26 protein-coding genes are annotated in these 20,598 nt (G+C 61.5%); 7 read left to right on the top strand and 19 right to left on the bottom strand.

The window, feature by feature from the left end; all coding sequences use genetic code 11:
• The first annotated feature begins 206 nt into the window (after window positions 1-206).
• The 3 genes from FHX15_RS08630 (at window position 207) to FHX15_RS08640 (ending at window position 3,213) form a co-directional block, all read left to right on the top strand.
• The gene (locus FHX15_RS08630) at window positions 207-929 is read left to right on the top strand and encodes a GDSL-type esterase/lipase family protein (RefSeq protein ID WP_184395550.1); all 723 of its coding nucleotides are present in this window, start codon (window positions 207-209) and stop codon (window positions 927-929) included.
• A 412-nt stretch (window positions 930-1,341) separates the two neighbouring features.
• On the top strand, window positions 1,342-2,808 hold the full coding sequence (locus tag FHX15_RS08635; RefSeq protein WP_246778900.1) for a calcium-binding protein: 1,467 nt from the start codon (window positions 1,342-1,344) through the stop codon (window positions 2,806-2,808).
• A 141-nt stretch (window positions 2,809-2,949) separates the two neighbouring features.
• On the top strand, window positions 2,950-3,213 hold the full coding sequence (locus FHX15_RS08640; RefSeq protein ID WP_184395556.1) for a DUF982 domain-containing protein: 264 nt from the start codon (window positions 2,950-2,952) through the stop codon (window positions 3,211-3,213).
• Between the two features lie 922 nt (window positions 3,214-4,135).
• Here FHX15_RS08640 and FHX15_RS08645 read toward each other — a convergent pair.
• The 10 genes from FHX15_RS08645 to FHX15_RS08690 form a co-directional block, all read right to left on the bottom strand.
• Complete coding sequence (locus FHX15_RS08645) at window positions 4,136-5,782, bottom strand: SGNH/GDSL hydrolase family protein (protein ID WP_184395559.1); 1,647 nt, start codon at window positions 5,780-5,782, stop codon at window positions 4,136-4,138.
• A gap of 169 nt (window positions 5,783-5,951) precedes the next feature.
• Window positions 5,952-6,284 carry a hypothetical protein gene (locus FHX15_RS08650; protein WP_184395563.1) on the bottom strand — a complete coding sequence of 111 codons (333 nt, stop codon included), beginning with the start codon at window positions 6,282-6,284 and terminating at the stop codon, window positions 5,952-5,954.
• The gene (locus tag FHX15_RS08655; RefSeq protein ID WP_184395566.1) at window positions 6,277-6,687 is read right to left on the bottom strand and encodes a Bbp16 family capsid cement protein; all 411 of its coding nucleotides are present in this window, start codon (window positions 6,685-6,687) and stop codon (window positions 6,277-6,279) included. Before FHX15_RS08655 ends, FHX15_RS08650 begins: the two co-directional genes overlap by 8 nt.
• A 105-nt stretch (window positions 6,688-6,792) precedes the next feature.
• Entirely contained in the window at window positions 6,793-7,827 is a 1,035-nt protein-coding gene (locus tag FHX15_RS08660) for a major capsid protein (protein WP_184395568.1), read from the bottom strand.
• Window positions 7,828-7,833: 6 nt separating this feature from the next.
• The gene (locus tag FHX15_RS08665; protein ID WP_184395570.1) at window positions 7,834-8,556 is read right to left on the bottom strand and encodes a hypothetical protein; all 723 of its coding nucleotides are present in this window, start codon (window positions 8,554-8,556) and stop codon (window positions 7,834-7,836) included.
• Window positions 8,540-8,839 (bottom strand): hypothetical protein, encoded by a 300-nt coding sequence (locus FHX15_RS08670; protein WP_246778901.1) that lies wholly within the window; start codon window positions 8,837-8,839, stop codon window positions 8,540-8,542. Before FHX15_RS08670 ends, FHX15_RS08665 begins: the two co-directional genes overlap by 17 nt.
• Before the next feature lie 53 nt (window positions 8,840-8,892).
• Window positions 8,893-10,578 carry a portal protein gene (locus tag FHX15_RS08675; RefSeq protein ID WP_184395576.1) on the bottom strand — a complete coding sequence of 562 codons (1,686 nt, stop codon included), beginning with the start codon at window positions 10,576-10,578 and terminating at the stop codon, window positions 8,893-8,895.
• Window positions 10,579-10,591: 13 nt separating this feature from the next.
• The gene (locus FHX15_RS08680; RefSeq protein ID WP_184395579.1) at window positions 10,592-10,831 is read right to left on the bottom strand and encodes a hypothetical protein; all 240 of its coding nucleotides are present in this window, start codon (window positions 10,829-10,831) and stop codon (window positions 10,592-10,594) included.
• Between the two features lie 483 nt (window positions 10,832-11,314).
• Window positions 11,315-12,490: an ATP-binding protein gene (locus FHX15_RS08685; RefSeq protein ID WP_246778902.1), complete on the bottom strand. Its 1,176-nt coding sequence runs from the start codon at window positions 12,488-12,490 to the stop codon at window positions 11,315-11,317.
• On the bottom strand, window positions 12,487-13,176 hold the full coding sequence (locus tag FHX15_RS08690; protein ID WP_184397084.1) for a response regulator: 690 nt from the start codon (window positions 13,174-13,176) through the stop codon (window positions 12,487-12,489). The genes FHX15_RS08685 and FHX15_RS08690 overlap by 4 nt, the downstream gene beginning before the upstream one ends.
• 250 nt (window positions 13,177-13,426) lie before the next feature.
• Between FHX15_RS08690 and FHX15_RS08695 the strand changes: the two genes are divergently transcribed.
• The gene (locus FHX15_RS08695; protein WP_184395583.1) at window positions 13,427-14,167 is read left to right on the top strand and encodes a phosphatase PAP2 family protein; all 741 of its coding nucleotides are present in this window, start codon (window positions 13,427-13,429) and stop codon (window positions 14,165-14,167) included.
• Between the two features lie 67 nt (window positions 14,168-14,234).
• On the opposite strand, the gene FHX15_RS08700 is transcribed toward FHX15_RS08695, so the two are convergent.
• Complete coding sequence (locus FHX15_RS08700; protein WP_184395585.1) at window positions 14,235-14,750, bottom strand: CYTH domain-containing protein; 516 nt, start codon at window positions 14,748-14,750, stop codon at window positions 14,235-14,237.
• A 145-nt stretch (window positions 14,751-14,895) separates the two neighbouring features.
• Between FHX15_RS08700 and FHX15_RS08705 the strand changes: the two genes are divergently transcribed.
• Window positions 14,896-15,258, top strand: coding sequence for a hypothetical protein (locus tag FHX15_RS08705; protein WP_184395587.1), 363 nt, complete (start codon window positions 14,896-14,898; stop codon window positions 15,256-15,258).
• Here FHX15_RS08705 and FHX15_RS08710 read toward each other — a convergent pair.
• The 3 genes from FHX15_RS08710 to FHX15_RS08720 all read right to left on the bottom strand — a co-directional run bounded on the left by FHX15_RS08710 (window position 15,237) and on the right by FHX15_RS08720 (window position 16,402).
• Window positions 15,237-15,398 (bottom strand): hypothetical protein, encoded by a 162-nt coding sequence (locus tag FHX15_RS08710; protein WP_184395589.1) that lies wholly within the window; start codon window positions 15,396-15,398, stop codon window positions 15,237-15,239. The genes FHX15_RS08705 and FHX15_RS08710 overlap by 22 nt on opposite strands.
• Before the next feature lie 174 nt (window positions 15,399-15,572).
• Window positions 15,573-15,884 (bottom strand): cupredoxin domain-containing protein, encoded by a 312-nt coding sequence (locus tag FHX15_RS08715; protein WP_184395591.1) that lies wholly within the window; start codon window positions 15,882-15,884, stop codon window positions 15,573-15,575.
• Window positions 15,881-16,402 carry a DUF4142 domain-containing protein gene (locus FHX15_RS08720; protein ID WP_246778903.1) on the bottom strand — a complete coding sequence of 174 codons (522 nt, stop codon included), beginning with the start codon at window positions 16,400-16,402 and terminating at the stop codon, window positions 15,881-15,883. The genes FHX15_RS08715 and FHX15_RS08720 overlap by 4 nt, the downstream gene beginning before the upstream one ends.
• A gap of 148 nt (window positions 16,403-16,550) precedes the next feature.
• Here FHX15_RS08720 and FHX15_RS08725 point away from each other — a divergent pair, with 148 nt between their 5' ends.
• Complete coding sequence (locus FHX15_RS08725) at window positions 16,551-17,231, top strand: RNA polymerase sigma factor (RefSeq protein WP_184395594.1); 681 nt, start codon at window positions 16,551-16,553, stop codon at window positions 17,229-17,231.
• Between the two features lie 5 nt (window positions 17,232-17,236).
• On the opposite strand, the gene FHX15_RS31440 is transcribed toward FHX15_RS08725, so the two are convergent.
• The 3 genes from FHX15_RS31440 to FHX15_RS08735 all read right to left on the bottom strand — a co-directional run bounded on the left by FHX15_RS31440 (window position 17,237) and on the right by FHX15_RS08735 (window position 18,106).
• Window positions 17,237-17,365, bottom strand: a complete 129-nt coding sequence (locus FHX15_RS31440) for a hypothetical protein (RefSeq protein WP_281413808.1) — start codon at window positions 17,363-17,365, stop codon at window positions 17,237-17,239.
• A gap of 163 nt (window positions 17,366-17,528) precedes the next feature.
• Entirely contained in the window at window positions 17,529-17,885 is a 357-nt protein-coding gene (locus FHX15_RS08730; protein ID WP_184395596.1) for a type II toxin-antitoxin system PemK/MazF family toxin, read from the bottom strand.
• Window positions 17,882-18,106 (bottom strand): antitoxin MazE family protein, encoded by a 225-nt coding sequence (locus tag FHX15_RS08735; protein WP_184395598.1) that lies wholly within the window; start codon window positions 18,104-18,106, stop codon window positions 17,882-17,884. The genes FHX15_RS08730 and FHX15_RS08735 overlap by 4 nt, the downstream gene beginning before the upstream one ends.
• A gap of 160 nt (window positions 18,107-18,266) precedes the next feature.
• Here FHX15_RS08735 and FHX15_RS08740 point away from each other — a divergent pair, with 160 nt between their 5' ends.
• Entirely contained in the window at window positions 18,267-18,470 is a 204-nt protein-coding gene (locus tag FHX15_RS08740) for a hypothetical protein (RefSeq protein WP_184395601.1), read from the top strand.
• A gap of 7 nt (window positions 18,471-18,477) precedes the next feature.
• Here FHX15_RS08740 and FHX15_RS08745 read toward each other — a convergent pair whose 3' ends face one another.
• Both FHX15_RS08745 and FHX15_RS08750 read right to left on the bottom strand, forming a co-directional pair.
• Window positions 18,478-19,344 carry a LysR family transcriptional regulator gene (locus tag FHX15_RS08745; RefSeq protein ID WP_184395604.1) on the bottom strand — a complete coding sequence of 289 codons (867 nt, stop codon included), beginning with the start codon at window positions 19,342-19,344 and terminating at the stop codon, window positions 18,478-18,480.
• Between the two features lie 250 nt (window positions 19,345-19,594).
• Window positions 19,595-20,482: an alpha/beta fold hydrolase gene (locus FHX15_RS08750; protein ID WP_184395607.1), complete on the bottom strand. Its 888-nt coding sequence runs from the start codon at window positions 20,480-20,482 to the stop codon at window positions 19,595-19,597.
• Between the last annotated feature and the right edge of the window lie 116 nt (window positions 20,483-20,598).

The following is a 20,598-nucleotide window of genomic DNA, read 5'->3' on the forward strand; positions in this document are numbered from 1 at the left end:
TTCATAGGGCTTCTGTCTCAAAGTCACTTCGTATTTTTGCCGGAATTGTTCTTTTTATCGGCGCCATCACAATCGGGGCAAAATCCCCACGCTAAACTGCGTCGCGCAAACGGGCGCCCGTGGTTTGGCGCTCACGGCATGCGGAAAACAACAAGCGTGGCCGGCGAATCCCGATCGTCCGTCACGCTTTGGCAGAGAGGCTCGAAATGACGGACTTTGTGATGCGGTGGCTCCCTTGCGCGATCGCCGGACTATTGCTCCTGGCTGCGCCGCAGGCGAATGCCGCCCCGGCCTGTGATCCCGTGCAGGCGCTTGTGGCGCAAACCCCAGTCATCGAGCAGTCTCCCGTCCGGCTGATGAAGGCGCGGCAGCAGCAGAAAATCTCCGGCGCGCTCGATGTGGCGATCTTCGGGGATTCGCTGGCGGAGAACTGGGGGCCGGATCTCAATCGGGATTTCGGGGCCGCGACCATCGGAAACTTCGGCATCTTCGGCGACCATATCCAGGAGCTCCTCTGGCGCCTGAAGGAAATGCCGCCGGCAATTCAGCCCAAAAACATCGTCCTTATCATCGGAACCAACAACCTGTGGGACGGCTCTTTTGCCCCTTGCGGCGTTTCGCAGGGCATCGCTGCTGTCGTCGATCAGCTGAGAAGCCGTTGGAGCGACAGCAAGATCTATGTCGTGCCCATCCTGCCGCGCGGATCGGGCTTCACCTTCCGCGCCAAGGATCGCCTCGAAGCGAATGCGGGCATCGAACGGGAGCTCGCTGGAAAGTCCGGCGTGACGCTCGTCAAGATTGACGAGAATGCGTTGACATGCGGCTTTGCCAAGCAGGGATGCTCGAATTATGTCGTCGATAAACTGCATCTGGCGCCGGGTGGATACAGTATATTGAGGTCTTCGCTTGCGGAGGCCGGGCTGCGGTAGGTAGATTGGAAGACTTGTCTCCGGCTTGCTGTATTTCGGCAGCGCGGGAAGCTGGTTGCCCTTCATTTTTAGAGGTGAGATAGCGCGCCACATAGTATAGAAATATTTATATAATCTAAAATATTGCCGGGTTGCAACAGTATTGGGTATTCGTTAACTAAGACTTTGACTTCTGGTTGTGGCTGTGGAAGAAATCCCGCGTGCGCAGATTTTTTGTGGGGTTTTAATGGGAACGCTTGTAATTAGTTACACCGATGATGGCGCTTATTTGGGCCAGTTCATCAACGGAACAACATTTACCGGGGGATCAACAAATACATCCTCCCTGTCGATCGGTTCTTTCGACACGTCGCTAGGCGTTACTCTCGGATCGGGGCCGTCGTTTGATCCATACTTATCCGGCGATGCCACAATGTGGACCGCCTATTCCTCCGGCGTGACTTCCAATTCACCGCTGAACGCGAATGTGACCGCCCACTTTGTCAAAGTGTATGGAGGCCATGGCGATGATCACGTTGAGGTAACCGGTTCAACTTTTGCCGACATCATTACGGGTGCAGGCAATGATTACATTTCCGTCAGTGGCTCCTTTGGAAGCGCCTTCTTAAATGGCGGCGCTGGCGCCGACATAATGATTGGCGGAACGGAGATGGACGACTATTCGGTCGATGATGTTGGCGATCAGGTGATCGAACTCGGCGGCAACTTTGGTTCTCACGATAGCGTTCACACAACACTCCTGACCTATACTCTCGGGGCGAACATTGAGGACCTCGACCTGCGGAGGGGGGACTCATCGGGTTATGGCAACGAACTCGACAACCGCATCACGGGAAGCGATGGCAATAACATCCTCAACGGCTTCGCGGGCAATAACGTGCTCGAGGGCAGAGAAGGCAACGACAAGTTCCTCGTCACAAGCGACCAATCGCGCAACGCAATCTTCGGCGGCACCGGCGACGATACGCTGGTCTACAAGCAGGGCTTGGGCGGAGGAGAGCTTCCCTGGGCATTCGACCACGGCCAGTCAGCCATATTCGATGGTGAAGACGGCAACGACTCTGCAGCACTCGACTTCTCGCTTGCGCAATCCGTGACCGCAACGGTGAACGGCAGCACGGTCGTCTACGATATCCTCGGCGCTGACGGCTACCACTCGAAGGTCTCGCTGACGTCAGTCGAGCGCGTGACCATCGTCGGTTCGGCCGCAGCCGACACATTCTACGGCACATCGGGCAATGACTGGATCGACGCCGGCGCCGGTGCCGATACGATCCATGGCTCTGCAGGCGACGATGGCTATGTCTTCGACAATATCGGCGACCGGGTCGTCGACGAAGCGGCCGGCGGTGGTACGGATACGATCTGGGCTTCGGTCAATGTCAATCTCAACGACAATGCCTTCGTTGAAAATCTCCGCCTCTCCGGCAGCGCGATCAAGGGCATCGGCAACGGCCTTGCCAACATGATCACCGGCAATGCTGCGGCCAACATCATCGCCGGCGGCGCCGGCAATGACAGCCTCTATGGCAAGGGCGGCGCCGATACGTTCCATTTCAACGAAATGGGTGCTGCCAACAAGGATTCGATCTGGGACTTCGATGCCGACGACAAGATCTCGCTCGGCTCCGTCTTCACCGGCCTCGACAAGAACAATGACGGCATCGTCGATGACGACGCCTTTCTGGTGCTCGTCAAGAATGGTCCGAAGGTCAGCGGCGATCATGCGGTCCTGACCTACAATGCCGCGACAGGCGTGCTCTCCTACGATCACGACGGCGCCGGCAAGGATGCCGCCCAGGACATCGCCTTCGTCGGCGTCAACAAGGCCTTCTTCGACCACAGCGACATCCTGATCAACAGCTCGCTGCTGGTCTGAGTAACGCAGGGACTGCATTTGAAACGGCCGGCTCTCGCCGGCCGTTTTTGTCATCGAGCCGTGCGATCGCCGAACCTCTGCGTGTGGCGGCATGGCTTTTGCAAGGTTACCGATATTTCAGTTCATCGGGAACCAGGCGTCATGAAATGGGACACTTCGGCATCGTTCGATCCTGTCATCCTCCTCTTCGACGACGGGGACAAGCGTGTGGTTGTCCGAACGGTCGGAGAAGCAGCCAACGCGCTGATGAAGGATTTTCCGTCTGACGACGGAGAGGAATTCCTGTCTGCCGTCAAGGCCTGCCTGGACGTGATGACCGGCAAAGCCGAACCTGACCAGCTCAGGGCGGCGATCATCCGGGCCGCAGATGAAGCCGGCGTTACCGCGCTTGTAGTTCTTCATTGACCTGCAGGAGCGCTCCGGCGATTGGCACGTCAGTGGCGATGAGCGGAGTGGACCCTCCCGCCGTGCTCGGCCCTGACGAGGTGGTGGGAGGCCCGTCAGCATGAGGAATCGTGCCTCAACCTGCCGCAAAAGGGCGAGGGGCGGGTATTTAACCTTACCGGTTCACCTTGATTGGACTTTCTCCCGGCCTCGCGGCTCTGCGCGATTTACGTGCAATTTTCAACTTGATACCGCTGCCCATCGGTTGAGGTTTCCGGGGCAGGTGGAATGGGTATTGAGCAGTTATTTGAAGAAACGGAGCAAGTTTACGACATAGACGAGTTGATACAGGCCATTGCTGCAGACGGGCGCGAGCTTTCCGGTCCTGCCATCTCCAAGGACAAGACCGTTCAAGGAAACGATTTTTCTTGGGCGCTCGGACGTCGGAAAGGCGATGGTTGGTCCGCGAGAGATGAGATCCGTCCACCGCCGGCTTCCCGTCCGAAGGCTGGTCTGCAGCCGATCGTCCGCCGGCACTCTGTCATGCCAGTTGCTTTGCATGCGGTAGCGGCTTTCATTGCAAAGCTCTTCGGCAGGAAAGTTCTCGCCGGCAGATGGTGATCGGGAGCCCTAAATCTGTCGTCTCATGTTGATGTCGCTGGCGACCTGATAGATGCCGAAGCGCAGCTCGCCCACTGATCCCTCACACGAAAGGATTGTGAAGCCTCGGACTTTAGTCCGATTACATATCGCAGTCCGTGCGCTACTTTCTGTCGAGCTGTCCGTTCAGAGTCAGCGTGGAATAGGTGTTCAGAGTCGACATAAAAAGGGCGTCCCTCCCTGACCGGGGGACGTCCTTTTACTTTGAAATGAAGATTCCGCCGCTCCTCGCCGAGTAGAGCAGTTATCTTACGATTCCCCTTTTAAGTCAGGAGAATCTCCGCTAGGCCGCCAGTTGCCAGGCCAGTCGCGGATTACCAATCTTGCGAATGACCGGTGCCCCGATCTTGGCGACTCCGGTCCCGCCGGTATTGCACAGATGCCGCAAAATGAGCAGGTTATCGAGGCGGATGTTCGTCATCGTCAGTCCCGTCGGCAGCCAGAGTTTCGAACCGCAGATGAGGGAACGTCCGCGGGCGCCGATGTAGTTGCCCGTCGTCCAGCCGCCGCCGGTGACTGTTACCGTGTTGCCGATCTGGACCGGGCCACGGATGGAGCTGTCGAGGTAGTCCCAGCCGGCCCAGTCGTTCAGCTCGACCGGGATCTGGATTTCGAGCCAGTCGCCGGCGATGAGCCCGAGGCTTGTGAGGCTGAGAGCGGAGGGCAGGCCGTAGGTCACGGTGTGGACGGCCAGCGCGTCATCGACCGGCGTGATGGTGATGACCTGCTTTTCGTTTCCGGCCGCCACCGCTTCCTTGCTGCCGACATAGGTCGAGGTGCCGGTTCCGCGAACCAGGCGCATGCCGGTGGCGACGTCGCCGGTGACGTTGGTCTTGGTGCCGGTCATGCCGGGCGTGCCCTTCTGCGGAAAGAGGTTGTAGGCGGCGAGAGGATCGAGCGAGCGTGTTTCTCCCGGCGATACCATGGCACGAAGGACCGGCAGGAGAATATCGGATCGTTTGGCCATCAGGTCGGGCTTGGGGTGAAGACCGTCGACGAACATGGCCGACGAGATGCCCGAGGCCGGGCCGTCGAGCGCGAGGGTGTTGCAGAGAACGACACCGTTGCGCCCCGCCTGCGCCAGTATCCAGGTATTGATACCGTTGAGAATGCCTGGCCAGGCGGGATCGTCGGTGCCGGGCTGGTCGTCGAGTGTGTTGGTCCAGCTCAGCGTCTGCAGGATCACGTAAATGCCGGCATCGACGATGCGTTGCACCTGGGTGTCGAGATCCGCAACGATCTCAGCAAGCGTCCTGCCTCGGACGATATCGTTATAGCCGATGTCGATATAGACGATGTCGGGTTTCTGGCCGAGAGCATAGGCAGTGCGGGCCAGCGTGCCGGGGAACTGCGCTTCCATCCCGGGAACGGGGAAGAGGCAGTCGCCGGATTTTCCGCCCATGGCGCCCGAGAAGGCGGCAAAGGAACTCGGCGCGAAGAAGGGGTGGCTGAGTTCTGCGAACATGTCGAGGTTGAAGCGGCCATCGGCTGCCTTGATCCATGAGAGGACCGTTCGGCCGTTTTCATAAAAGCCGGTATGGCCGCTCGTCGCCGCCTGCCCGGCGGTATAGGTTTGCGCGGCGCCGAGGCCGATGAAGCTGTGGCCAAGGCCCATGATCTTTGCGCCGGCCGGCAGCGGCAGGGCCGGCAGCGGTACGACGACGGCTGCGCCCTTCACGGGAACGACCGGCGCGTTGCCATAGAGGCTGCGCCCATCCGATATCCTGACAGCGCCGAGCACGGGCAGGCCGTTATGGACGGTTTCGCCATTGCTGAGGATTTCGACACCCAGGACAGGCCAGTTATGGGCAAAGAGGGTGGCGTCGCCCACATCGCGGATGCCGATGACCGGGCGGTTGTTGAACATGCGCGTGCCGTCGGGGACGATCACCACACCCTGGACGGGCTGCATATTGTAGAGTTTCGCCATCGGCACGTCTTCCTCGCTGAACCGGGAAAAGAGCGGCCGAAGCCGCTGCAGCATCGGTTCGAAAATCGGAATCGATTTCGGAATCCTGATGCGTCGAGTAGAAAGCTGGAGCGTTTTTGTGCGCGCGAATGGACGAACGACGCTCCAGAGTTGGCCTGTGACCAGGGTGTCAGTCGCCAGGATGGGAGGGGTTCTGCAGTTCCGGCGGCAGCCAGTCCGGGGCGGGGCCGCCGAGCGCTTCCTGCACGCCGTTGCCTTTCGTCTCGGAGGGCATGGCAGGCTCGGAATACGTGGGGAGCTTTGCGGGCTTTGCGGCAGGTCTTTTGTCTGCCGGGTCCGCTTCGCCCTTGCCGGTCGCCTTGTCGCCCTGCCTTGCCAGCCGCACCCATGTCGGGCGGCGCTTCTCGTCCTTCCAGAGCGCGTCCGGCAGGCTGAAGTGCTCGCCGGGATCGCGTCTGGCGCCGCCGAAATAGCCGGATGCGGTTGCCACGACATCAACCATTCGAGGGAACCCCTGACGTGACGCCGGCGGTGATCCTGCCCGTGGTCGGGGCAGTACCCGTCACCGTGTAGAGCAGGCGCAGGTAGAGCTCGTCCGTGCCGCGCGGAATATGGCTCGGCGGGATGATCTTGCCGGCCTTGAGATCGGCGAGATTGAGCGTGGTGGTGATGACCGCCTTCGGCGAGGGGAAGGCCTCGTTGTCGTCGGTCTGGATGGTCACAGCGAGCGAGGTGAGGTTGTTGAAGCTTTCCACCACCTGCATGAGGAAGGGGATCGGTTCGCCCTTGCCGATATCGCGGGTGAGGCCGGCCTTGATCGGACCGAGATGGATGACATTGGTGCTGGGGCCGGTTGCGGTGATAGCCTGCGCGTCCGAAAGCAGCGTCTGCCGGTCGAAAATCATGAGAGTGCCTTTCGTTAGATTGGGGAAGGCTCGCCGCTCAAGGCGGCGGGCTTATTCAAGGGAGGGTCGCCCGCCGCTTTCGGCGGCGGGACTGGGGGGAGACGATCAGACGAGCGCCGGAACGGCGGCTTCGGTGTTGAGGATGGCGTCCGTCTCGCGGATCGGGATGCCGCGATAGAACTTCACCTCCTGGCCTTCGACGAACTGCGTGGTCAGGTGCACGGTGTTCTGCCGGTCGGAGGTCAGCGCGCGGTCAGACGACTGCACGTCGAGCACTTCGAGAACATCCTTGTTCATGTAGATGGCGATGCGGCTCGCCTTGGCGTTCAGGCGGCGCGACTGCAGGCGATAGTAGCCCTTGCGCAAGAGCGACCAGAGATCGACGGTGCCCGCCATCATGTCCGACACATCGATATTGGCGACGCGGGCATTGTAGCGCCAGTCCTTGACGGCCGCGCCGATATGCCAGGTATAGAGCGTTTCCTTGGCATAGTAGGGGTCGCCGTTGGCATCGAGCACGCGCTGCTCGCCCTTGTCGTCGATCTTCACGCCCGCTTTCGTACCCTTGGGGTAGAGAAGGTGGGTGGCGTGGTCGCCCCAGGTGACGAACCAGATCGAGGTATTGTCGGCTCCCGTGCCGCCGCCGTTGACCACCTGGTTGGCGATGTTCGGCTGCGCCGGGTTCGGCAGGTTCGGATTATAGGCGGAGTAGCGGGCGGACAGGCCCTTGAACTTCTCCGGCGTCGTTGCCGTATCGTGGTAGAAGAGGCCGGACGCCATTTCCTGGCTCAGCGACTCGATGAAGGGCATGGTGTCGACGAGGCGGGCCTTGGCTTTGTCGGGTGCCAGATCGAGCAGGCGCATGTCGATTTCGGAGCGGGCATGCACGAAGCCGGTCGTGTCGTCCACCTGCTGCATGGTGGCCTTCGACTGCTTGATGCCCTGGTAGAGCCGGCCCCAGGAGACCGAGGGCAGGCCGGTGCGGACCATATGGCAGTGCACGGCATCCATGTTGCATTCGACGGCCATCGCGTCGTCGAGGATCGGGTTCTGCTGGGAGAGAAGCTCGATGACGGCGCCTTCGGCAGAGCCTTTGTATGCGTCAACGAGGTTGGGGTAGTAGCTGCCAATGGTGGCCATGTTTTATCAGCCCTTCGGTGCGTCTTTGGGAAACATCAGGTGCGCGGTTTCGGCTTTCCTGCCGTTTCCGCCCGCGCCGCCATTCGGTGGGTTGTCCTCCTGGATCATCGATCCGACCTTTGCGAAAATTCTGATCATCTCGGGGTGGTTGCCGCCGCCGCTGCTATTCAGGTACTCGCGCAGTTCAGGCGTGCCCAAGCGGGAGAGCGCGCGCTGGGCCGAGCCCACGGTGCCTGCCCATTTCGCCCCGCCGATCTCGCGGTCCCTGCGCGCCTCGTCGGCCCAGCCCTGCACGCGGCCGGCCCAGGCTTCGGAAGCCGCCTTGCCGCGGCGGCCCTGGATCTCGATGAAGCGGTCGGCCAGCTGCTGAGCCTGACGGTTGGTGAGGCCGAGATTGTGGAAGTCAGGACCGAGCGCATTGATCAATTCCTGATCGAGCTCGACGCCTTCGGGCATGGTGAGGGCGTAGCGGCCGTCGTCGGGCACGCGGTCATCAGGATCGTCGTTCCCAGAGCCGTTGTTCCCAGCATCATCGTTTGCGGTGTCGTCGGCCTTGCCGGCGTCCGCAGCGCCGTTTCCATGCGTGTCACCATCCGGTGATCCTGCTTCGTCGGGAAAGAGAATGCTCTCCGGCGAAGCGCTTTCGCCGGTATCACCGCCACCCCTGCCTGGCCCTTCAGCGCCCATCGCAAGGGCGGGCTGCCCGATCCTGCTAAGCATCGATGTCATGGTCTTCGCCTTCCTCATCTTTTGCGCGGCTTGCCGCCGCTGCCTTGTCTGTGGCTTTCAGATCCGCGATCGCGAGCAGCAGGCGCGGATAGAGCGTCGGGTCGATCCGATCGAGCTCGGCGATCAGCCGTCGGCCGACGCCCTGCTTTCCGAGGGTGTAATGCGTCGCGTTGCCGAGTTCTCCCGCATAGGCCTCCTGGTAGACGGCACATTGTTCCAACATCCAGAACAGCACGCGCTTGCCGGAGGCGGTCGCGAAGACCTCGCGAAACGCCGCTGACATTTCGTCTCGCGCCAAGCTATCGGGCGTAAAAGGTTGATGCGTAAAATGCGCCATCAGCCGAGCCCCAGCTGGCGCAGAAGGGCCGCGCCGTTCGGGTTGTCATTTGCATCGGCCAGCACCTGTGCCGCCTTGGCGCCCTGGTTGAGGGCAGGGGCCACCTGCGCGGCCATTTGCGCCGTCTGTGCCGCCTGCATCTGCTGGGCGCGCTGGGCTCGGATATCCTCCACCTTGTCATCGGCAAGGATCATCGACGGCGGCGCGCCGATCGCGTCGAAATAGAGGTCGATGGCTTCGTCCACATCGAGCTTGTCCAGCGCCTCCGGCTTGACCGCCGAGACCTGCCCCATGAAGGCGACACCGCGTTCGATGGCGCCCGTCGCCACCGCCTGCTGCGCCTGCGCCAGCGTGGAAATATATTCCACCTTCAGCTCCGTGCCCTGCAATTCCGGCGGGGGCGGGGGCAGCTCGTCGCGGGCCGCCAGAATATCGAAAGTGCGGTCGATGGTCGGCCCCAGCTGGTCGCCGAAGACGTTTTCGAGCACGGGGCCGAGCTGCAGCAGCTGTTCTTCCTTGCGCTGGGTCAGTTCGAACTGATTGCGCGGCTGCACGCCTTCCATATTGGTGATGGCGAAGAAGAGATCGGCAAAGAAGGTCTTCTCGATGCGGTTCTGCACTTCCTGAATATCTTCGCGCAGCTCCGCGAGGCTGAGATTGACCTCCATGGCCGGGCGAAAGCCCTTGCCTGTGGGATCGTCGACATAGTTGACGGCACCGGGCAGCAGCGAAGCAGGGCTGTTCAGCATCGAGGTCGGCGCGTTCATCGGCGGGCGCACCTTCTTGTCGATGCCTTCGAGCTTTCGCGTCTGTTCGAGCTGCAGCATCCTGATATCGCCGAGCGCCTTCTGGCCGGGCGAGAGTGCATAGTGATCGTCCTCGGACAGCTCCCAGGCGGGCGCGATGATCGGGTTGGAATCGAAGCCGCTTTCTTCCAGGAGATCGCCGCCGAGCTCGTCGATCCAGTAATTGGAGAGGAAGGCCTTGTTGCGCTTGTCGATCCTGTCGGGGTCGCGGTCGTAGCGCGGTTCGATCGCGTGGTAGACATCGAAGCACTCGCCATATCTCGACGAGTCATAAAGGCTGCGCAGCCGTTCCGGCACATTGTCGTAGCCGAAGCGCTCGACGATGCGCTGCACGGACCAGCGGAAGGCGCGGTAGAGCGTGGTCGCCTTTCCCTTGTGATCGCGGGCGATCCAGAAGCGGCCGTGCACCAGCTGCTGCACGCGGATGACGGTCTCCTGATCCTCGACGAGGATCGCCACCGACTGGCCGAACTGACCGAGATCGCCATAGCCGATATGGAAGGCGCGGTAGAGGTTCGATGCGGCAAACACTTCGCGCATCTTGTCCTGCACGGCGGCGAGATAGACCTTTACCGAATCCTGCTTCTTCAGATCGGGATCGAAGGTCGTCAGCCGGAACCAGGGGCGGGCGGGCGAGGTGAGGCCCGAATGCATGCCCGATTTCAGCGTCTCGTAGGCGTGGGTGCCGGTGCTGTCGATGATCCTGTCGCGCGAGCGCGGTCCTTCCTTTTCGGCGTGGAGGCGAAGGCGCGTCGGCTCGATATAATCGGCAAGCGTACGCCATTCGCTTTCCCATGGCTGGCGCACCTGTTTCAGCTCCTCGAGCCTGCGGCGGTGATAGGCGATCTGCGTCTCATTGGCGCGGCGGGGATTTTCCATCGATATCTCCGCGTTACTGCCCGAGCAGCGTCTTCTTGAGCACATTGCCCGACAGCACCGGCGATTGCGTATCGGCAAGCGGCGGTGCGCCGGATGGAGAGGTCAGGATGGTGGAAGGCGCGCCCTTCACCTTGTCGGAGGCGCGGCGCGCGGCCGTGGATTGGGCCGCGGCATAATCGGGTGTCTTCTGCTGGGCGTATTCGGGTGGCGCCTGCGGCGGCTCGGCTTTCGGCGGCGAGGAGAACATGCACATGAGGGTCATCCGATCGTCAGGGGTGAGCGGTTGAACCGGACGGAGGAGGGCTTCATCCGCTGGTTCGGCGTCGATGGGAGGCAACCTGCAGGATGAAAGGTTGAGGGGGTGACATTGAGGACGAATATTCGCTGATGAGAGAGGAGAGGTTGTGGCCCGAAGGGTCTGATGAGGGGGCCACACGGCACAAGGTCTGGATCAAACCCAGGCTATATCGAAGGCCGCATCCCGCATTTCCTGGCCGTGTCGCGGGCCAGGCAGCCGATCCAATACCGCCGCCGCAAACGACGTTCCATGATGCTGTCGGCGGTCGATACGTTCGGGGCCGAGCGCTCTGCCGATCCTACGGGTTCAGGGTGGCCAAGGCCGCAACCGGCGGAGCGGACAGGTGCACCCGGAGCAAATCGCGTTTCTACATGGTCGGCGAACTATTCTATTGAGGGTGCCGGCCTCGTGTCGCGGTGGTGTCCGGATCCTTGCGCCTCATGCCGGGCGCAGGTGGATTGCGACCATCGCGCCACCGCCTTGCCGGTTTGCAAATTCAAGATGTCCGCCATGGGCATGTGCGATGGCCTGCACCACCGATAGTCCGAGTCCCGTGCCGCCCGTTGCACGAGACCGCGAGGGATCACCGCGCCAGAACGGGTTCGTGGCCACCGCATCCAGTCCTTCAGGAAATCCGGGACCTCGATCGAGAAGGCGGATGACGACGCTTTTGTCCGGCAACTGCTCCGTTTCGCACCGCAGCCAATTGCCGTCTGCCGCATAGCGGCAGGCGTTCTCCAGAAGCGCCAGCACGGCCTGGCGAATACGCGACGAGTCGATCGATAGGAAGGCGGGCTGCAGCCCGGTTTCGAGCGTCAGCGTGCCCGTCTCCAGCATAGATTTGGCCGATGTCAGCACTGCTTCTACCACCTGCGACACGTCGGTCGGTGAACGCTCCATCACGAGTTTCTGGCCGATCGCCAGGGACAGGGTGCGCAGATCCTCGACAATTCGCCCGAGACCCTCCACCTGAACCAGGAGATCGGACATCATCTTCCGGTCCATTGGAAAAACGCCATCAAGCATGCCCTGCAGCGAACCCCGCAGGATCGTGAGCGGCGTGCGCAATTCGTGGGCGACCGCCATATTGTTGAAGCGCAGTCTTTTTTCCATGCTGTCGAGACTGCCCGCCAGCGCATTGAACGTACCCATGAGACTGGAGACTTCTCGGGTGGCGTGACGCGAGGTCGTGACGCTCACTGAAAAGTCGCCGGATTTCAAGCCGTCGGCAGCAGATGTCAGCTCTGCCAGAGGCCTTGCGATCTGCCGCGACAGGAATATGCCGATAATGGCGCAGACAAGGGCCGAAAGCAGGCCGCAGATGAGGATCACCATCTGGAGCTTGAAATCGAAATTGGTCGATTCCTGCAGCGCATTGAGGTTAGCGAGGAGGAGCTTGAGCGAATCCTGGTCGGGGACGACGCCCTTGTCCAGATCGCGATAAGCAACCGCAGCTCTCGGTGGCAGGTTTTCAATGATGCTGTCTTCAAGATAGGTGGAATACCAGATGGCCCCGAGATAGGTCATGCCGACGCTGAGAAGCAGCATCACTGCGATGATGACAGCGGTAACCGTCGCAAGCGGCAGCGAGGGGAGCTTGAATATCTTCATCATGGATCCGAAAAACGATAGCCAATTCCCCTTACGGCAGGAAGGAAGCCGGTCTGCCCCAACTCTTCCAGTTTGCGGCGAAGGTTGGAAATATGCGTGTCGACAGTGCGCACCAGAGCGTCGCTTTCCGGCAGGCAGGCGTCGAGAATATCGGCGCGTGCGAAAGCCTGGGTGGGATGGCGGATCATATAGGCGAGAATTCGAAATTCGCTGAGCGTCAGGGATAGTTGCGTGCGGCGCTCGCCGCTCGTGACGAACGCGGCGTAGCTGGTGAAATCGACCTCTATGGCGCCGAACCGTTTGACGGCACGGTCCTGTTCTCCCCGCGTCCGTCGCAGGACGGCTTTGACCCGAGCCACGACCTCCTGCGGGTTGAACGGTTTGACCACATAGTCATCAGCGCCAAGGCGCAGACCAGCCAAGCGGTCGATATCGTCGGCAATCGCCGTCACCATGATCACAGGCGTCGAGCCCGCCTGGCGCAGGCGCGCCAGCACGTCGAAGCCGTCGAGTTTCGGCAAGCGCACGTCGAGCAGCACAATATCCGGTTTCAGATGGGCATGATGCTGAAGCGCTATTTCGCCATCGCCGGCGCGAACGGTGCGGAACCCGTCACGCGATAAATATCCTTCCAGTATCTGCGCGATTGCCGGTTCATCCTCAACGATCAGAACGAGACTGTTATCCACCCCAATGCCCTGCGTTTGTTTCATTCTCCTTGCCGGCTTTGCCGGCTGAGATCCACTATCGCGGACAGGAAAGATTTCCGCAATTTTCAAGCGCGCTTTCAGCAGCCGAACAACCTCTTCTCAACAATGCTTCGATCGCTTCTTCGCCATTTCTTGACAATTGGAATTCAGCTTGCCACCGATGAGAGCGCGGTGTGTCGATTGGGACGCATGAAAGGACGCTCGGGCCGATGCTTTGGGAGATGCCGGCATGCGAAAATTTGCGTTCGGTTATCGGAATTCTGCCGCGAGCGGGGTGGGCTTGCCGGCAACTGCATCCGAGGCGAACCGGGCGCTTGCCGTCATCGGTGTGGCGATCGTCTGGGTCAGTTTCGTCTTTGTCGTCTTTCCCAATCTCGATCTCATGGTGTCGCGCTGGTTTGTCAGCGGAAAGGCCTTCGTTCTGTCCGAAAATCCGTTCTTAATGGAGGTAAGGGATATCAGCCGGCTTGCGCAGCCCTGGCTTATCGGGGCGATGATCGTACTTATCGCTCTGCAGCGGCTCCTTCCCGGAAGACTGTGGTTCTCTTCGCCCCACAAACCCTTGTTCGTCCTGCTGAGCTTTGCCGCAGGCCCGCTGCTCATTGTCCATACGCTCAAGGTTCTCATCGGGCGCGTACGGCCGAGCGAGCTTGCCGAGTTTGGCGGCACCATGGATTTTACGCCGGTGTGGCAGTTTTCCGCCGCATGCAGCCGCGACTGTTCCTTCCCTTCCGGCGAGGCGTCCGCCGCTGCGGCGTCACTGTCGCTGCTGGTTCTGGTGCCCGCCAGGTTCAGGCGCGCGGCTGCGATACTGCTGGTGCCTTGCCTGCTCTTGGTAGCGCTCAATCGCGTGGTTTTCGGCGCTCATTTCCTTTCGGACGTCATGCTTGGCTGGCTGCTGACGATGTTCGCCATGGCATGGATCTGGCGCTGGATGGAGGCCTATACGGACGCCGAGCTCTGGTCGTGATGAGCGGTTAAGCCGGTGGGATTCCGGCACAAGGCTTCCTCAAAGCCTGGCGGAAACCCTGCTTCGCTTACAGATGCGTCATGGTCCGATAGGTGTCGAGAATGCCTGAGACTGCCACCGGTCCAGTCGCGATGGCGTCGGCCAGCCGGCGGGATGCGAATGTGACATCGCCGGTAATTTCGGGGCCGGCCCAGTCCGGTATCGCCACTGGAAAATCCGCGTCCGGCAATTCCACATCTGCGGTCACGAGCCCGCGCAGAGGGCCTTCATACTCGTCGACCTGCCAGCAGAGACCATGGACGTCGACCTCATGGCGCCGCTTCTCCAGCGCCGGCCCGTCCGAGAACTCCCCGATCATTGCCTCGGCGTCAGTGTCGGACAGGGGGATATGGTATTCGCTGCGCACCAGCCCGCGCCGGGCTCCCTTGATCGTCAGCGTGGAGGATTGCCGGCAGAAACGGATACGCATTTTTCCGCCGTCGAACTGGGCGATCAGGTGATCGGCGATGCGCACCGTCGAATGGACGCCGGCGCGCCAGGCGTCGTTGACAACGAGAAATTTCCGCTCGATCTCCAGGCTCATCCAGTCCGCCTCGTTTCATCAGGACTGAACAACAGGAAAGGCATCGTCCTGGTTCCCTGGCTTGGCGCTGGAACCTCCGCGGCGGCGCAAAGTCGGGGAACAAAAGCAAGCGAGCCGTCGTTCGAAAAACGAAAGGAGCTTCACCATGGCCAAGAAGAACAGGATTCCCAAGAAGATCGCCGGTTATAAGATCCCGAAGACTCTACGGAAGTCGGCGACGATACGCGGGTTGCTTGCAAGCGACATCGGGCGGAGCATACTCGCCAAAGCGCTGACGGCTGCTGCGGGTGCTGCCGCGACCGTATTGCTCGGCGAAAGCGACGAGATTTCCGATGCTGCCGGCAAGGGCGCCCGCAAGGGCAAGCGGGCGCTCGGCATTGCCGGTTCGGCCATGAGCAGCGCCGCCGATGCGGCTATCGACGTGATCAAGAATTCGGCACGCGACGCGCTGCCGAAAAAGATCCGAAGGGATATGCGGGACCGCCCTCAGCAGGGCGCGATGCACTGACGATCGCGCCCGTTTCCGATGAAAAGATCGATAGTGGCGCCATAGAGCGATTTGCGCTCGCGCATTTCGGCCGCGCCGGGCTGGAAAAGGCTGCGGTGGCGGGCCTTGTGCGGATGATGTTGCAGCTCATCAAGAAGCATCCCTTCATCGCAGCCGAGGTCATCCTCGCGGGCGCGGGCCGCGCCGGCGTGGTCGGCTACGGAGAACTCAGCCGGCGGTTTGCCGGGCCCATAGACGCCTCAGAGAGGAAGACGGCACAGTCCGTGCCGTCCGTGCCGTTGGTCGCATACCGAAAATAGCAGCCCGGGGTAGGTTTACCGCCCTACCTCGATCCGCCCCTTCATATTCGGATGATACCGGCAGTCATAATCGAAGGAGCCACTGTTCTTCACCACCGTCGACCCCGACTTACCCGAGGGTATCACCACATCGAAATTCCCCTTCGACGTCGCGGTATGATCCATCACATCCTTGTTGCGCCAGAGGATCGTATCGCCCGGCCGCGCCGTCACTACTGCCGGCTTGAATGTCAGCTGCTCGATGGTGACCTCGATCGTCGCAGCGCTTGCGGCCGTTCCCATAAGGGAAAGGCCGGCCGCAAGGCAGAGTCTCGGCAAGACGCTCATTTCAGCATCGAGGCAACATGCTCGGCATGCTGCTCATGGCCTTCGAAGAGTTTCAGGCCGGTTTCGAGCAGGCTCTTCAGGTCCGGGTTCTGCGCGGCCGGGATCAGCGTCGTCTTCAGGGCGTCGTTGACCTGCTTGTGGTAGGCGACTTCATTCTCGACATAGGCCTTGTCGAAGGCGGAACCCTTGAGCTTGGAGAGCTTTTCCCGCTCCTTCTTGGCGTTCGAGGCGAGCGACTTGCTCGTATCATTGTCTTCGGGCGTCACATTCAGCTTCTTGACGAGGTCGAGCGCCTGCTTGTTGACGGCCTCGTGGTCGCGGATCATATCCTTGGCGAAGGCGACGACCTCCTTGTCCCTGGATTTTTCGACCGCCTGCTTGGCTGCTTCGATATCGATGACGCCGGCCGTATAGGCGATATGGGCAATCTGCGGATCTGTGGGCGCTGCGCCGGCGGCAAGAGCCGCAGGCGCGGAGAGCGCGAAAGCGGCAAACGCGGCGATAAGGTGTTTCTGCATCTGGTCCTCCATCCGGCGGCACGGCGCCGGTCGATGTTTCCTACACAGACTTGGATGCCGGGATCGGCCGGACGTTCCCGAAAAGATTTTTTCCGGATGCCGGGAACATTCGCCTTGCCCCGGCATCCAATGGGAAAAAGGATGAGCCATGGCGCAGCAGGCGGAAATTCCGTTAGCAGAAAGAAACGACCAAGAACTCGTGACACTGGCGCTGGCGCGGGATCCTGCAGCTTTCCGCGCCATAATGCGCCGCTATAACCGGCGGCTGTTTCGCATCGCCCGCGGCATATTGCGCGACGATGCGATGGCCGAGGATGCGCTTCAGGAGGCCTATCTCAGGGCTTTCCGCCACCTTGCCAATTTCGAAGGCGCCAGCGCCTTTTCGACCTGGCTGACGCGCATCGTGATGAACGAGGCGCTCGGCAGGCTGCGCAAGGCAAATCGAACGCCCGAAGTATCCGTCGATACCGCGACGATAGAGAGCCGCGTCCTCGATTTCCCAACCGGTTCGCCCATCGACAATCCCGAGACATCAATGGCGCAGCGACAGATACTGAAACTCGTGGAAGAAGCGACCGACAAGCTGCCGGAGGAGTTCCGCCTCGTCTTCATCGCCCGGGTGATCGAGGAGATGAGCGTGGAGGAAACCGCCGAGCTTCTCGCTTTGAAGCCCGAAACGGTGCGCAGCCGCCTGCACCGGGCACGCGCGCTCCTGCGCCGCGAACTCGACCAGCTGATCGGCCCGATCGCGCTCGACGCCTTTCCCTTCGCCGGCTGGAAATGCGACCGGCTGACGGAAAAGGTGATGGGCGAGCTAATGGGGCCGTGAGGGGCTTACTTTGGTTCCGGCTGCTGGATGACTGGCGGCGGCGTCTTGCTCTTGGTGCCGCCACCGCCGTCGAACATTTTCACCACCAATATGCCGATGACCGATGCGATCATCAGCGCCACAATTATCATCATGAGCATTCGCATCGGCCGATCCGATCCTGATATCGTTGGCCGGATAACAGTTTAAGATGGAGTTCGTTCCTGCTTGGGGTGAGGGCGGACGAACCGCGCCAGGTGGCATGTGCCGGCATCGCTTGTAAGGTCGCCTTCCGAGACGACCCGGACGCCCTTTCCATCATTCCTCGTTCCGGCCAAGTCTTGGGGAGACCGCCAGTCCGAGGAAGACCATCACGGCCCGATTGAACCGGACCATGTCCTCATCGTCGAGCCGTCCGAGCCGGTCGCCGACCGTGGATTTGGGGACAGTCGTGATCTTGTCTACCATCAGCCGTGAGGGAGAGCGCAGGCCATTTCGTCCGTTTGGCTCCACCGGGAGCCGGAACAGCGGTGCGTCGGTCGGGTCCGTGGTAAACGAGCAAATCGTGATCGAGTCCGTCGCGTCGAAGCTGTCGTCCTGAACGACTACGACGGGGCGTGGCTTGCCCGCGTAATCCTTGCCGCCCGCGACGGTCCAGATCTCTCCGCGCTTCATTCGTCGTCCCAGTCGGAGACCGCATCGATGAACGCCTGGTCGGCATTGGCATGAGCGCTGGCGGCCACAGCCAGAGACTGACGATGCGCCTCCGACTTGAACGACGACGCACGCACATCCGGCACCCAGATCTGGATCGGACGCAGGCCTTGCGACCGCAGGCGCTCGCGATGTTCGCGTACTTTCTCGCGCGAGGACTTCGGACCTGATGCTCCAGCCATAACGATCCTCCAAAAAAGGTTACATGTAACCTACTATGAGATGGATGGTATTGCCAGCGCTTTCAAGGTAGGTATCCCTTCCCGCGAGCAGGAAAAGATGCCGTATCCGCACCCGAACTTTCTTCGATCCGCCGCGTTCCCGGATCAAAGGGAGGCCATCATGTCCAGACGCAAATTCAAGAAGCTGACCCACCGGCTTTTCGATCGGTTCGACGATGTCCAGGCCCGGCTCGACGAGATCGAGGGCAAAGCGATGAAACTCCGGGCGAGCTGCGATGAGGATGCCGACGACGAGGGCATCGCGCATCCAGCCGTGCAGGTCCCGCAATGGCCGCGGCATGGGGCAGCACCAGCTGCGCTGTAACGCCTCTTCAGGCATGCTCGCATCGGCCGGCAAACAGATCCGCATGGGCGGCAAAGAGCGCGCTCAGCCTGTCGATGACTGTTCGCACTTCCGGCCGCTGACGCTCATCCTCATGCACGGTGATCCAGATATCGTAGGTGAGACTGTCGATCACTGGCCCGGCGCGCACGAGACCGGGCTCGGCATCGCCCATGAAGCACGGCAGCAGTCCGCGGCCGGCGCCGCCGCGAATGAGATGGAGCAGCATTAGCGGCGTATTCGTCCAGCTGGTGATCCAATGGTCCGGCTGCTCGAAGGTCCATTTGTCGGCCGGGGTCGTTGCAATCTCGGTTCCGAGCGAAATCCAGTTGTGATTGGCGGCGCTGAATGTGGCGGCCTGATAGGCTGCGTGGGCAACGCAAACCGAACGGCGCGTGGCGAAATTGCCGCGCTCAGGCCGGCCGTGCATGATGGCGAGATGCGCCTCGCGGTAGGTGAGGTCCAGGCCGGTATCGAGCGCCTTGTAGCACATGCGGAACCGGTCCTCCGGCTGCCAGACGGCAGGCAGGTGGCCGGCGATGAACCATAACATCCAGGCATCCGCCCCGGTCGAAACGATCGGCAGGCTCAAGACGTCGCCGCGCCAGTCGGCGATCGTCTCCGCCGCCTCCTGCATGACCTGAACGCGCTCGAGCAGCGTCTCGCCATCCTTGGCGAGCAGATAGCCGGTCGGGCCGCGCCGGAAGAGCGTGCGCCCCGTCGCCCGCTCCAGCGCCAGCATACGCCTGCCGATCGTCGGCGCGCTGAGGCCGGTGCGAGCCGCAGCTCCCGTCAGGCCGCCCGATGTCGCGACATGGAAGAAGAGCTGCAGGTCATCCCAGCTTGCCTCTTTCATGGATGAAAACCCCCTTTTATCCGCGCGTCTACCTTTGCCGGCGGGTGCGCCTTAGGTCAGTTGCATCTGACATAGATGGAGGCAGGATGATGCTTCTCAACTGGATCATGCTCTCAAACGAGCTTCACAGAATAAGCGGCAAGCGGAGGAAAGATCCGCTCGCCGACCCGCTCGATGCGCCTGAATGGGATGGGTTGCGCTGGGCCTTGCCGCTTCTGAGCCGGATGGCGCAGAGGCCCTATAAGGTCGATCAGGCGCCCGCGCCAAAGAAGCGGGTGAAATGCGCGATGACGGCGTCAGGCGCTTCCTCGGGAATGAAGTGACCGCAAGGCAGGGCTTCGCCCTCCACCTTTTCCGCCCAGGCGCGCCAGGGCTCCAGTCCATCCGCGCCCTTCAGCGTGCCGCGTTCGCCCCAGAGCATCAGCAGCGGCATATCGAGTTTCCAGCCGCGGTCCTTCTCATCCAGTTCGCGGTCGATCGTCCAGCCGGCGCGGTAGTCCTCGGCCCAGGCATGGAGGCTCCTGGGATCGCCGGCGCAGGCGAGATAGTCCGCCAGGTTCTCCTCCGGAAAGGCAAAGCCGGGTGCGGATTGGTGGGCGAGAATGTAGCGGAGGAACCACTCGGGATCGGCCCCGACAAGCTTCTCCGTCAGCCCGTCCGGTTGGGCCAGCATCGACCAATGCCAGGCAGAGACGGCCTCATTCGCCCCCATACGCGCCCACATGTCGGCGGTCGGAATCACATCGAGGCTCGCAAGCCGGGTGACGGCATCGGGATGGTCGAAGGCGAGGCGATAGGCGACGCGGGCACCGCGATCATGGCCGCCGATTGCAAAGCGCTCGAAGCCCAGAGCCCCCATAGTGGCGATCTGATCGCGAGCCATGGCGCGCTTGGAATAGGTCTCGTGATCGCCACTGCCTTCAGGCTTGCCGCTGCGGCCATAGCCACGCAAGTCGGGAACGACAACGGTGAAATGCGCAGCGAGGGCGGGCGCGACACGCGACCAGCACATGCGGGTCTGCGGCCAACCATGCAGGAGGAGAAGCGGCGGGCCGCTGCCGGCGATGAGGGCATGGATCTCGACGCCGTCACCGGGCAGGCGGAGTTGCGTGAAGCCTTCGATGATGCCTGCGGACATGATGCGTCTCCCTTGGTTGCGGGGAGAACTCGCAAAGACAGGTTTGGTTCGAGGCACCACTTCTGCGGCTGGCGGATGGACCCCGCTTGAATCCTGCTACGTCAGCGCCACACCCG

This window comes from Rhizobium sp. BK650 (assembly GCF_014195325.1).
GTDB lineage: Bacteria > Pseudomonadota > Alphaproteobacteria > Rhizobiales > Rhizobiaceae > Rhizobium.

What these genes read in the sequence shown, in the direction of transcription:
- FHX15_RS08630 (WP_184395550.1), top strand. Translation starts at nt 207, where the DNA reads ATGACGGACTTTGTGATGCGGTGGCTCCCTTGCGCGATCGCCGGACTA.
- FHX15_RS08635 (WP_246778900.1), top strand. Translation starts at nt 1,342, where the DNA reads ATGTGGACCGCCTATTCCTCCGGCGTGACTTCCAATTCACCGCTGAAC.
- FHX15_RS08640 (WP_184395556.1), top strand. Translation starts at nt 2,950, where the DNA reads ATGAAATGGGACACTTCGGCATCGTTCGATCCTGTCATCCTCCTCTTC.
- FHX15_RS08645 (WP_184395559.1), bottom strand. Translation starts at nt 5,782, where the DNA reads ATGGCGAAACTCTACAATATGCAGCCCGTCCAGGGTGTGGTGATCGTC.
- FHX15_RS08650 (WP_184395563.1), bottom strand. Translation starts at nt 6,284, where the DNA reads ATGGTTGATGTCGTGGCAACCGCATCCGGCTATTTCGGCGGCGCCAGA.
- FHX15_RS08655 (WP_184395566.1), bottom strand. Translation starts at nt 6,687, where the DNA reads ATGATTTTCGACCGGCAGACGCTGCTTTCGGACGCGCAGGCTATCACC.
- FHX15_RS08660 (WP_184395568.1), bottom strand. Translation starts at nt 7,827, where the DNA reads ATGGCCACCATTGGCAGCTACTACCCCAACCTCGTTGACGCATACAAA.
- FHX15_RS08665 (WP_184395570.1), bottom strand. Translation starts at nt 8,556, where the DNA reads ATGACATCGATGCTTAGCAGGATCGGGCAGCCCGCCCTTGCGATGGGC.
- FHX15_RS08670 (WP_246778901.1), bottom strand. Translation starts at nt 8,839, where the DNA reads ATGTCAGCGGCGTTTCGCGAGGTCTTCGCGACCGCCTCCGGCAAGCGC.
- FHX15_RS08675 (WP_184395576.1), bottom strand. Translation starts at nt 10,578, where the DNA reads ATGGAAAATCCCCGCCGCGCCAATGAGACGCAGATCGCCTATCACCGC.
- FHX15_RS08680 (WP_184395579.1), bottom strand. Translation starts at nt 10,831, where the DNA reads ATGTGCATGTTCTCCTCGCCGCCGAAAGCCGAGCCGCCGCAGGCGCCA.
- FHX15_RS08685 (WP_246778902.1), bottom strand. Translation starts at nt 12,490, where the DNA reads ATGATGAAGATATTCAAGCTCCCCTCGCTGCCGCTTGCGACGGTTACC.
- FHX15_RS08695 (WP_184395583.1), top strand. Translation starts at nt 13,427, where the DNA reads ATGCGAAAATTTGCGTTCGGTTATCGGAATTCTGCCGCGAGCGGGGTG.
- FHX15_RS08700 (WP_184395585.1), bottom strand. Translation starts at nt 14,750, where the DNA reads ATGAGCCTGGAGATCGAGCGGAAATTTCTCGTTGTCAACGACGCCTGG.
- FHX15_RS08705 (WP_184395587.1), top strand. Translation starts at nt 14,896, where the DNA reads ATGGCCAAGAAGAACAGGATTCCCAAGAAGATCGCCGGTTATAAGATC.
- FHX15_RS08710 (WP_184395589.1), bottom strand. Translation starts at nt 15,398, where the DNA reads ATGCTTCTTGATGAGCTGCAACATCATCCGCACAAGGCCCGCCACCGC.
- FHX15_RS08715 (WP_184395591.1), bottom strand. Translation starts at nt 15,884, where the DNA reads ATGAGCGTCTTGCCGAGACTCTGCCTTGCGGCCGGCCTTTCCCTTATG.
- FHX15_RS08720 (WP_246778903.1), bottom strand. Translation starts at nt 16,402, where the DNA reads ATGCAGAAACACCTTATCGCCGCGTTTGCCGCTTTCGCGCTCTCCGCG.
- FHX15_RS08725 (WP_184395594.1), top strand. Translation starts at nt 16,551, where the DNA reads ATGGCGCAGCAGGCGGAAATTCCGTTAGCAGAAAGAAACGACCAAGAA.
- FHX15_RS31440 (WP_281413808.1), bottom strand. Translation starts at nt 17,365, where the DNA reads ATGATGATAATTGTGGCGCTGATGATCGCATCGGTCATCGGCATATTG.
- FHX15_RS08730 (WP_184395596.1), bottom strand. Translation starts at nt 17,885, where the DNA reads ATGAAGCGCGGAGAGATCTGGACCGTCGCGGGCGGCAAGGATTACGCG.
- FHX15_RS08735 (WP_184395598.1), bottom strand. Translation starts at nt 18,106, where the DNA reads ATGGCTGGAGCATCAGGTCCGAAGTCCTCGCGCGAGAAAGTACGCGAA.
- FHX15_RS08740 (WP_184395601.1), top strand. Translation starts at nt 18,267, where the DNA reads ATGTCCAGACGCAAATTCAAGAAGCTGACCCACCGGCTTTTCGATCGG.
- FHX15_RS08745 (WP_184395604.1), bottom strand. Translation starts at nt 19,344, where the DNA reads ATGAAAGAGGCAAGCTGGGATGACCTGCAGCTCTTCTTCCATGTCGCG.
- FHX15_RS08750 (WP_184395607.1), bottom strand. Translation starts at nt 20,482, where the DNA reads ATGTCCGCAGGCATCATCGAAGGCTTCACGCAACTCCGCCTGCCCGGT.